Consider the following 9,516-nt stretch of genomic DNA (forward strand, 5'->3'; position numbering starts at 1 on the left):
GGCCTTACGCCTGCCCGGACTTGGGGATACCGCGGATCGCGCGACGCGCCTCGTGCTCACGGACGGTAGCCGACGGTTACTGGGAACAGCTCAGTCAGGTTTGCACTTCCCAGGAACAGTGTCCGGCGGTCGGCCACCGCGAGTTTGGTGTGCTGACGCGAGTGAGGGTGGTCGGCCGTGTTGCGCGCCCAGTGCCACAGATGCAGCCCGGGGACGAACGCGAATGCCTCGGCCGGCTCCCGACCTTTGAGGAGACCCCTCGCGCCGGCCAGTGTCTCGACCACGATGTGAATCTTCACGCCTCGTTCCGCGGCCGCTGTGAGAGCCCGCGTCAGAGCCGAGTACGGGCGGGCCGCGTAGGTCATGGCCAACAGCTCGTTAGGGGCCTCGTCGATGACGTCGACCATCACCTGGGCGGTCGCCCGAAACGGTACGGCGGGCGTCGACGGGCCGGTCCACACGGTACGGACCCGCACCCTGTCCCGGGCATGCCGCATGGCCGCGACATAGCCCCGTACGTAGGCGGCTGCCTCCGCGAGCGGGACCGACTCGCTCGCCATCGCGTCGTACAGCTCGGCGACGGCTGCGTCGGCCCCTGGTGCGGTGAGTTCGGCCAAGGCCCGCTCCTTGCTTCCTCGCCGCGCCAGCAAACCTGCGAGGTCCTTGCCCCGGGACAGGCCGAGGGCCGCGACGGCAGCCTCCGCCGCGGCCTCGAACTCGCTCCGGCTCACGGCAGGAGACCGACCGGCGTCAGTACCTGCTCCTTGTCACCGGACAGGGGGACGAGGAAGCGGCGGTCGAGGAACCGATTGGCGCGCTCGCATGTGGTCTCGGAGACGAAGAGACAGACATGGCAAGCCGCTCCGTGCAGGTAGTCGCCCGGGTCGTGGGGCAGACGTTCGGAGCAGAGCGGATCGGCCGAGCAGTGTCCTGCGTCGGCAAGGGCGCGGCGGATGATCCGGGCGAACTCGCGCTCCTCGGCCAGGGAGACCAGGCCGCCGAGGGTGCCCTCGGAGTCCGGAACGGCTGTGTAGATGAGAATCCCCGTCCTAGGGTTCTGTTCGTCGCCCGCGTAGATCCGCTCGGCCAGGGAGGCCGAGCTGTAACCGCATTCCAGGGCGATGGTGCGGATCAGCAGGTGGGAAAGGGTGTGGAGAGTGATGAGCGAGCGCTCGGCCAGCCGTGAAAGGGGGCGAAGTCACTCGTCTTCCGGTCCGACTTCCGGTTGGTACAACTCGTCGACGCCGACGGCATGGGCAGGGGTCTGGTGAGCGGCGTGACCGACCTGCTCGCGGCAGGTGGGCTGAACATCTGACGTCGCCCTCGGTGATCGTCGGACGGGCGGGCTGACGGTGCGCGCCGCCAGTGAATCCCGGTCCGGTCCGCCGGCCGGCCAGCCGGAGCCCTCGCCTGAGGTCCTCCTGGAGCAGATCGAGCGCCGCCTCCTCGTGCAGGGCAACTCCCAGCACGTTCATGGCGGGAGCCACTTGCGTGTTCCACACGCCCTCGGGCGGCGGTCCGGTGAGGCGATCTACGGTGCTCCCAGCGCCTGCGTGCGGGGCTCGACATACTCGTAGTCGGCCGCCCACGTACGCCACGGCTCCGCTCCGTACCGCTGCGTGATCCGGTTGGCAGGGCGAGGCCGGGCCCGTCGAAGTCACCGTTGCAAACCACGCACTCCGTTGCGGCGATGAACCGGCTGGTGAAGGTCTTGGTGGATCCCGGCGAGATATTCGTGCCTGGGGCAATGCCTTGAGGAGCAGGCAGGTGATCGTCCCGTACCTGGCCCTCGCGTTTCGGCTCGATCGCGCTCTTACGCGCCGGGTTCCCCGGGTAGTGCACTCGGGTGGTGCCCTGGATTGCCGGGCTCGCGAGGGGGGCGATGGAGCTGTGACGTCAACACACAAGGCATACTGCCCGCCAGGGAATCTGACGGAGTATCTCCCGGATCCGCGTGAACCGATCGACCGGTGGTTTCAGGCCAGGAACGCGTCGAACGTTCGCACGACGGTCCGCATCGTCCGGGACCTCTGCCCAACCGCCGACCTGTTCGTGGACCCCCTCGCCGGCGGCGGGAGTTCGGCCTGCGCGGCGCGCCTGCTCGGCTTGCCCTTCTTTGGCGTCGAACTGGACCCCTTGCTTGCCTGCGTGTGTCTCGCCAAGTCGGCAGCGGAATTCGACCACGTGAGAGCCGTGCCCCCGCGAGTGAGTCCCGACCAACCACTGGCGTCGTGTCTCTCGGTGACTCGCCGTCTGAGCGAAGGCACCGAACACCCCGTGTCGGAACACGAAATGCTGGCGGATCTGGTGGCCGGCCCCTGCGCGACCACCGGGTCCCACGTGTTGTGGGGCGATGCGACCCAGGCGGAGATCTGGGACGAACTCCATGTGCAGGCACGGCACGCTGTGCTCTACACCTCTCCACCGTTCGACCTCTCCTCGCCACGGCCCCAGGCTCTTCCGGGGCTTCGGGCGGAGGCCGAGCTCGCCCTGGCAGCGGCAAAAGCCGCTCGGTCCGGCATCGGACCCGGCGCCTTCGCCTCGTATGACCAGATCGCATCCGCCGTCGTCCTCCGCGCGGCATATCGGCTCCAGCGGCTCACCGTGATCCTGGAGCACGAGCCGGCCGACGACGGCTCCGACTCCCGCGCCCCGACGATCCGTCGACTGACAGACAAGCTCGGCAGTCGCTTACGGGACGTTCGCATCCTGGAGTGCGGTGCCTACTCACGACGTGGCTTGTTCTCCCTGATCGTCTGCGAGGTGGCACAGTGAAGACAGACTCATCCGCCTACTCACTCACCGAACACGAGTGGCCGGCGCTCGCCGCCCACACCATCAACCTGGCCGACGCACACGCCCGTCACTCGTTGTCGTCCGACTCCGTACGATGCATCTCCGAGGTGACGCACGACCTCTTGACCAACGCCAGGCCGGACTACTTCGAGGCAGAGACGTGGTTCCGCGACGCCCTCACCCGCCACACCGGCCAGCACTACCCGGTTCACTCTTCCTACCTGACCTACTCCGCCTCGATCGCTCTGGATGTGATCGCCAAGTACTTACGGTCACTGAAAGGGCCGGTCGGCATGATCACGCCAACATTCGACAGTGTGCCTGCGCTCTTCGCCAGAAGCGGTTTGGATCTGCTGCCCATCCCTGAGGCCCGCATCCTGCCGGACTGCGACACCGACTTCCTCAACTCACTGGGGCTCGGCGCCCTCGTCGTCGTAGCGCCGAACAATCCAACCGGCGCGATACTGACGCCCGCCCAGGCGCTAGCACTTCTTGAATGGGCAGCTCGGCACGACACGCTTCTGGTTCTTGACCTGTCGTTCCGGATATTCGATCCGGGGCTGAAATTGGACCTGGTCGACATGGCGAATGACATCGGTGCCGACGTCACTACGGTCGATGACACCGGTAAGACCATCCCCCTGCACGACACCAAGGTAGGAGTGCTCACAGCCACCCGCGCTCTTGCCCGCGACCTGGGCTCCATCAGCACCGATGTCCTCCTCAACGTCTCGGAACTCAACATCAGGATGCTCGCGGCGCTGCTGGAGGACGAAGGACCGCAAGGGGAAGCTGCCCGTGCCCGCGCTGTGGCCGCCCACAATCAACGGCATCTGGAGCAACGGTTCGGCCTCACACCAGATCTTCCGGATGTGCACGCCTTCCAACGAAGCGTCGCCTGGCTGCCCTTGGGGCGGCACCGGGACGCCGTCCTGGATGCCTGCCAGGCTCGGTCCGTCAAGGTGTTGCCAGGAGACCGCTTCTACTGGGAGCGCGACCGCGGCGACACAGGCAATCCCGGATCGCAGTGGATACGGGTGCCGCTACTGCGCAACGAGGATTTGTTCCGTCTCGGCGTGGACGTCCTGGACAGCGCCAGGCGTTCCGCGGAAGCGCCCAGGGAGACTACGTGAGCAAGGACGGCAGAATTGTTCTGGTGACCGGCACCACGCTGGTCGTCCCGTCGGCACTCAAGGAGATCGAAGCTCGCGGGTACACACTGCGCAGGCTCGAGCAGGACGAGATCACCGGAGCCGAGCTGCGCCGAGCGCTGCTGGGTGCGTCGGGATATGTCATCGGCGGTTACGAGGAACCGGAGCCCGAACACTTTGAGGGAGCGGATCTGCTGGAGGCTGTGGCCTTCGTGGGATCCGACTACCGTGGTTTCGTGCCGGGTTGGCGGCGGGCCATGGAACTCGGTATCGCCATTTCCGCGACGCCGGGCGAAAACGCGGACTCCGTGGCTGAGTTCACGGTCCTTCTGATGTTGGCTCTGGCACGCCCGATTCTCGGATCGATCGCGCGTTCGGGAGCTGACGGGCTCATCACGCCAGAGACCATGGGACCTGCGGCATTGGAACTGCGTGGCCGCACCCTCGGTGTCATTGGCCCAGGCCGTATCGGCACCCGTGTGGGCATAATCGCCTCAGCCGGTTTTGGGATGCGCGTCGTCTACACCGGCCCGAGCCGGAAGCCGGAGTTCGAATCCGCTACCTCGGCGCGATATCTCGAGAAGGCGGAGTTGCTGGCGGCGTCAGACGTGGTGAGTCTGCATCGTCCCGGCCTCGCGCGGAGAGAGCGGCCTGAAATCGGCGGCACCGAGTTGGGACACATGAAGGACGGTGCACTACTGATCAACAGCGGGCATCCGGACCTCGTCGATGCAGCCGCCCTCTATCAAGTCCTCGGCGGAAACCGCGGAATACGTGCTGCGAGCGACGGGCTACGCCGCTCGCCCGCCTGGCAGAGTCTGGTAACGCTCGGCCCTGAACGCTTCCTGTGTCTGCCGCAGACGGGTTTCCACACCACTGCGGCGGACCTGCGTGCTTCGTCTCTCGCCGTGCGGACGGTCTGCGACGTCTTGCAGGGCACGGACACGGAGTCCGCGGTCGAGAACCCAGGATACCGAGAGATCAGACAAGCAATCGGACGGGTGATCAGGGGGCGCACTTGAGACCTACGGGTATCCGCTCACAAGACCCGGCTCGCGAGTCTCGCGATCGCGCTCCCGTCCTGAGTGCGCAGCAATTGCCTTAACCCACGTACCCCTGGCTCCAGGGAGGGCTGGTCGAGTCCCACAAGTTCCAGCCTCGCTGTCCACGACGAGTCGTCTTCGGCCGCCGCCGCGAGCACGTCCAAGCCCCGCCCCCCTTCCACCCGGCGGTGCAGCCGACGCTGCAGAGCGGGCCATCGCACCACGATCTCAGCAACGTATACCAGCAGACAGGCGCGTTCGACCGCCGCCTCGGACCGGGCCAGAGGCTCGTCCACCATCAACGCCCGCTCATACAGTTGCCAGACGTTCAGCATCCTCTTGGCCTCACGGATCGACGGCTCTTCCAGTGCTGCGATCCGTTCCTTCAGGAGATGCTGGATCCTGGGATGCTGTTCGAGGGTGCGCACGGCGAGCACCGCGGTGGGAGCGGGCCTGCGCACGCTGCCCGGACCATGGTCACCTGGGGGGACGGTATTCGGTGCCGCCGGGGGCGCGCTCCGGTCGGCCGGTCCGGTGATTGACGGTCTCCGTGGGGACGGAACGTTCACCGGTGGGGGCGTCTGATGTGCGGAGGGCAGACGGGTCACGGTTTCGACGAAGTCCGCGACTCCCTGGTCCGAGACCTGGGGCAGTACAACGGGCAGTTGCACAAGCTTGCGCAGAAAGGCCCAGCCAGGGCTGGGGTCCTGCGCGTAGACACCGGTCTCCGTACTGGTGGCACCGGCGTAGGCGTCCAGATGGCCAGCCACCACCGAGGGATCGAGACCGATGACGAAGCGGGCACGTAATCCATGCCCGCTGGCGATGCCGTTCAGGAACAGATTGACGGCTTCGAACACCTCGGCGGTGGTATCGCTGCGGCAACGGTCCAGATCGTCGATAAACACCACGAGTTCATTGCCCGTGTCAGCGAGATCTCTCAGCAGTTGTCCGATGTCGTGCTGCAACAGATACAACGACCCAGCCGAAGCGCGCAGAAGCGGGTCGGCCTGATCCGGGTTCTCCTGAAGACCCGTCTCACCACTATCGTGTACCGGCAGGCGCAGCATCGTGCCGGGGATGAAGCGGGATACACGACCGAAACAGTACCGGACGATGGAGTGGATCAGCACCGCGAGCAGGAACACGACGGCGACGACCAGCGACACGTCGACCGCCGTCCAGCCGGCACCGAGAAAGTCCAAGGACCTGTTCAATGCGGCAAGGCCGAGAAGAAAAGGCAACAGCACGGTGACAATGCCGATGCCGAGCAGGGGTGAGACGGTGCGCCGGAGCAGTAACCGCCGCAGCGCGAAGCGGTCGACACGCTCCAGATTACGGGTGAACCAGTAGCGCTCTCGCTCGCTCTCGGTCGGGTAGAGCACTGGTGCCACGGCCTCGATGATCTCCCCTGCCAGTCCCGCCCAGACCTGTTGTCCGGACTGGTAGAACCAGGGGTTGAACCAGGCGGTGACGATGCCGACTCGATCAGGCCCGGCTCTCGGCGCGGAGCGGCGCCGACCGTATCTGCTGATCAGGCGCACAGCCTCACGTGTGGTCATGGAGCGCTTGCGGGGGGCGTCCGCGCTGGAACGCGCCGGGCTTGGTGCCAGATCACGTACCAAGGTCATCAGGGTGCTCTTCCCGCTGCCCCAGGGTCCCTCGACGCTGATCACACTAGGACCGCCCTCCCCTTTCGAGGGGTCGCTTGGCCGGAAGGCCTGGTGGGCGAGGGCACGGGCGAGAGCGTTGCGGCCGAGGAGGTCTTTTCGGGCGGGAACATCCGACATGCCCCACAGCGTGACTGGCCCGGTTTCGATCGTCCGGACCGCTTCTCCCGTCCGCGGATTCCACAGCCTTACGGTGCCGTCGTACCCCGCCGACGCGATACGCGGGGCGCCCGAGGGGGTCGTCCAACTTGTCAGTGCCCAGACACCTGATGTGTGTCCCACCAAGGGATCGCCTGCCGAGGTCCGCGTGTGCGGGTCCCATACCCGGACGGTGTCGTCGTCACTGCCGGTGGCCAGGCGGAATCCACCGTCCGTGTCCTGCCATTGGGTCAGGGCCCCGATACGTGCAGTGTGCCCTGTGAGGGGGCCGCCCACCGCCGCCCCTGTCTCCGGATCCCAGGTTCGGACAACGGCGTCAAAGCCCGCCGAGGCGAGTGCGGGTAATCCTTGGTGGTCGGTCCATACGGCCAGTGCTCGTGCCCATGCAGTATGACCGGCCATCTCCGCACCCACCGCATCACCGGTCTCCGGGTCCCAGACCCTGATGCGGCCGTCGTCCCCGGCCGACGCCAGTCGATGCGATCCCTCGGCATTCGTCCACGCCACCAGAGCCAGCACCCAGGGCGACCCGGACGCCCATTCCCGGACGAGTTCTCCTGACTCCGGATCCCAGACGCGTACGGCGCCGTCGGTTCCACCCGAGGCCAGGCGCCATTCGTGGTTGGCTCCTTGCCACGAGGCAAGGGCCGGTAACCAGGCAGCCTGACCCGGCAGCGGTTCGTGCAGCGCGGATCCCGCGTCGGGATCCCAGACCCGGACGGTACCGTCATCACCCGCCGAGGCGAGCCGGGATCGTCCGTCCGCGCGTGTCCAACTCGTAAGCGCCCAGATTCCGGCCGTGTGCCCCGTCAGAGGCGGCCCTGCGGGTGCACCCGACTCGGGATCCCAGAGACGGATGACCGCGTCGTCGCCCGCTGAGGCCAGCCGTGCGGATCCATCGGCACTCTGCCAACTGGTCAGCGCCCATTGGCCGGCGACATGGCCGATCAAAGGCTCCATCACGTCGAGGCCCGTCCGGGGATCCCATAGACGGATCGTCCCCCCGTCTCCCGCGGTGACCAGACGGAAGTCTCCACTGTCGTCGGTCCACACGGCGACGGCAGGCATCCAACCGAGATGACCGGGCGAGGGCTCTCCCACGGCGCTGCCGGTCTCGGCATTCCAGATACGAACAGTGCCGTCCGCTGCGGCAGACGCAAGCAGCGTCACGCCGTCGTCACCGGTCCACACGGCGAAGGATCGTACGGCGGCTGTGTGCCCGGTCATCGGCTCGCAGACGAAGTGCCCTTCGGCGTCCCGGACCTGCACGGTGCCGTCCACTCCGCCGATCGCGAGCCGGGCCGAGCCTCCCGGGCCCTGCCAGGCCTTGATCGCATAGACGCCCGCCGCACAAGCCTGCTGGATGTGGCCAGTGGGTTCGCCGGTACCGGCGTCCCAGAATTGCACGTCGCCGCTGTCGCCACCGGCCGCCAGCCGCACGGAGCCATCGGAAAGGACGAGCGCCGCCACCGCCCACAGACCACCCGAACTCGCGCTCAGGGGCTCCCCCAGCGGGTCTCCGGTGCGGGCGTCCCAGATCCGGACCGTGTGATCCGCACTGGCAGAAGCGATGCGAACCCCGCCATCCGGTGCGGTCCAGTTCGTCAGACCCATGACCCACTCGCTGTGTCCGGTCAAGGGGCCCACGGCGGCCGTTCCCCGGGCCGGGTCCCAGATCCATACCGTGTGATCCTCGCCCGACGACGCGAGGCGATGCTCCCCCGCGTCGTCCCTCCAATGGGTCAGGGCGCCGACGCAGGCTGTGTGACCGATCAGCGGCGGTCCCAGGGGAGTGCCGGACCGCAGGTCCCAGACACGCACCGTACGGTCCGCGCCCGCCGAGGCCAGACGCAATGCGCCGTTCGTCTCACGCCAGGTCACCAAGGCCCCGACGCCGCCGGGCTGGGGATCGAGCCACGGGATGCCGTCCTCTGATGGCGCGACGACTGGGACGGTCATACCCTAGGACACCCTTGGGTGAGCTGATGGTTCCTCTGAGGAGGCTTGGCGTCCGCCGGGACAATGCGAGCGATAAGGAATCCGGCCCTGTGCGCCATGGATGCCCTCACGGATCTGAACGCGGAACTCACCGTGCACCCCCTTGAGCCGGGATCCAGTTCGAGCGACGGATGCTTACCCACCGAGGACCGGTTCATTCGCCGGGGTCGGGTGGCCCCTCGCCCGCTCAAGCCGTAGCGCTCTGCATCGGGAGCGCTTGGTTCCGCGTGAGCGGCCGTGCCGCCGTCCCACCGCCAAGGGCGCGGGAGGACCATCTGCTCTGCAACGCGCAACAGCACACCCGCCCCGCCGACGGGCGCGCTCAGCACGACACGCACTCGAGACAAGGAGTGCATGCATACACGAACAATCAGGCCTGCTCTGCCTCTTGATGCTGCGTGCGGATGTCGCGGGGCCTCGGTGCCGAAGAGACCGCAGACTCCGCGCTCTCGAAGGTTGTCGCGATTCCTCTCACCGCTGAGGAACGAACCGTCATGGACGATCTCGCGGGAGTCCACGAAGTGCAGGGCAGCACCACCGCCGGAACCCATCTTGGCAATGAAACCCATGTTCATGTATTGTCGAGTGCGCTCATCGCTCGCATCCGGAGGTCCCCATGGCCGTGCCCAAACGCAAGATGTCGCGCAGCAACACCCGTCACCGTCGCGCGCAGTGGAAGGCCACGACGCCTCAGCTGGT

At 67.0% G+C, this 9,516-nt stretch carries 7 protein-coding genes; 4 read left to right on the plus strand and 3 right to left on the minus strand.

Going from position 1 to position 9,516, the window contains the following annotated elements; genetic code table 11:
* Positions 1 to 56: 56 nt before the first annotated feature.
* Together drmC and ACGF8A_RS34175 are read right to left on the minus strand one after the other, a co-directional pair.
* Positions 57 to 731 carry a DISARM system phospholipase D-like protein DrmC gene (gene drmC / locus ACGF8A_RS34170; RefSeq protein WP_393114665.1) on the minus strand — a complete coding sequence of 225 codons (675 nt, stop codon included), beginning with the start codon at positions 729 to 731 and terminating at the stop codon, positions 57 to 59.
* Positions 728 to 1,180, minus strand: coding sequence for a Zn-binding domain-containing protein (locus tag ACGF8A_RS34175; RefSeq protein ID WP_393114676.1), 453 nt, complete (start codon positions 1,178 to 1,180; stop codon positions 728 to 730). Before ACGF8A_RS34175 ends, drmC begins: the two co-directional genes overlap by 4 nt.
* 710 nt (positions 1,181 to 1,890) lie before the next feature.
* On the opposite strand from ACGF8A_RS34175, the gene ACGF8A_RS34180 reads away from it, so the two are divergent.
* From ACGF8A_RS34180 to ACGF8A_RS34190, 3 genes are read left to right on the plus strand one after another with little or no spacing between them, the layout of a single operon-like run.
* Positions 1,891 to 2,775: a hypothetical protein gene (locus tag ACGF8A_RS34180; protein ID WP_393114667.1), complete on the plus strand. Its 885-nt coding sequence runs from the start codon at positions 1,891 to 1,893 to the stop codon at positions 2,773 to 2,775.
* Positions 2,772 to 3,929 carry an aminotransferase class I/II-fold pyridoxal phosphate-dependent enzyme gene (locus tag ACGF8A_RS34185; RefSeq protein ID WP_393114669.1) on the plus strand — a complete coding sequence of 386 codons (1,158 nt, stop codon included), beginning with the start codon at positions 2,772 to 2,774 and terminating at the stop codon, positions 3,927 to 3,929. The genes ACGF8A_RS34180 and ACGF8A_RS34185 overlap by 4 nt, the downstream gene beginning before the upstream one ends.
* On the plus strand, positions 3,926 to 4,969 hold the full coding sequence (locus tag ACGF8A_RS34190; RefSeq protein ID WP_393114672.1) for a 2-hydroxyacid dehydrogenase: 1,044 nt from the start codon (positions 3,926 to 3,928) through the stop codon (positions 4,967 to 4,969). The genes ACGF8A_RS34185 and ACGF8A_RS34190 overlap by 4 nt, the downstream gene beginning before the upstream one ends.
* 17 nt (positions 4,970 to 4,986) lie before the next feature.
* Here ACGF8A_RS34190 and ACGF8A_RS34195 read toward each other — a convergent pair whose 3' ends face one another.
* Positions 4,987 to 8,778 (minus strand): P-loop NTPase fold protein, encoded by a 3,792-nt coding sequence (locus tag ACGF8A_RS34195; protein WP_393114674.1) that lies wholly within the window; start codon positions 8,776 to 8,778, stop codon positions 4,987 to 4,989.
* Between the two features lie 655 nt (positions 8,779 to 9,433).
* Here ACGF8A_RS34195 and rpmF point away from each other — a divergent pair.
* On the plus strand, positions 9,434 to 9,516 hold an 83-nt coding region (gene rpmF, locus ACGF8A_RS34200), incomplete at its 3' end, for a 50S ribosomal protein L32 (protein WP_393114678.1).

This window comes from Streptomyces sp. NPDC047706 (genome assembly GCF_043204795.1).
Classification (GTDB): domain Bacteria; phylum Actinomycetota; class Actinomycetes; order Streptomycetales; family Streptomycetaceae; genus Streptomyces.

Coding starts and splice junctions, on each gene's coding strand:
- ACGF8A_RS34195 (WP_393114674.1), bottom strand. CDS start 8,778: ATGACCGTCCCAGTCGTCGCGCCATCAGAGGACGGCATCCCGTGGCTC.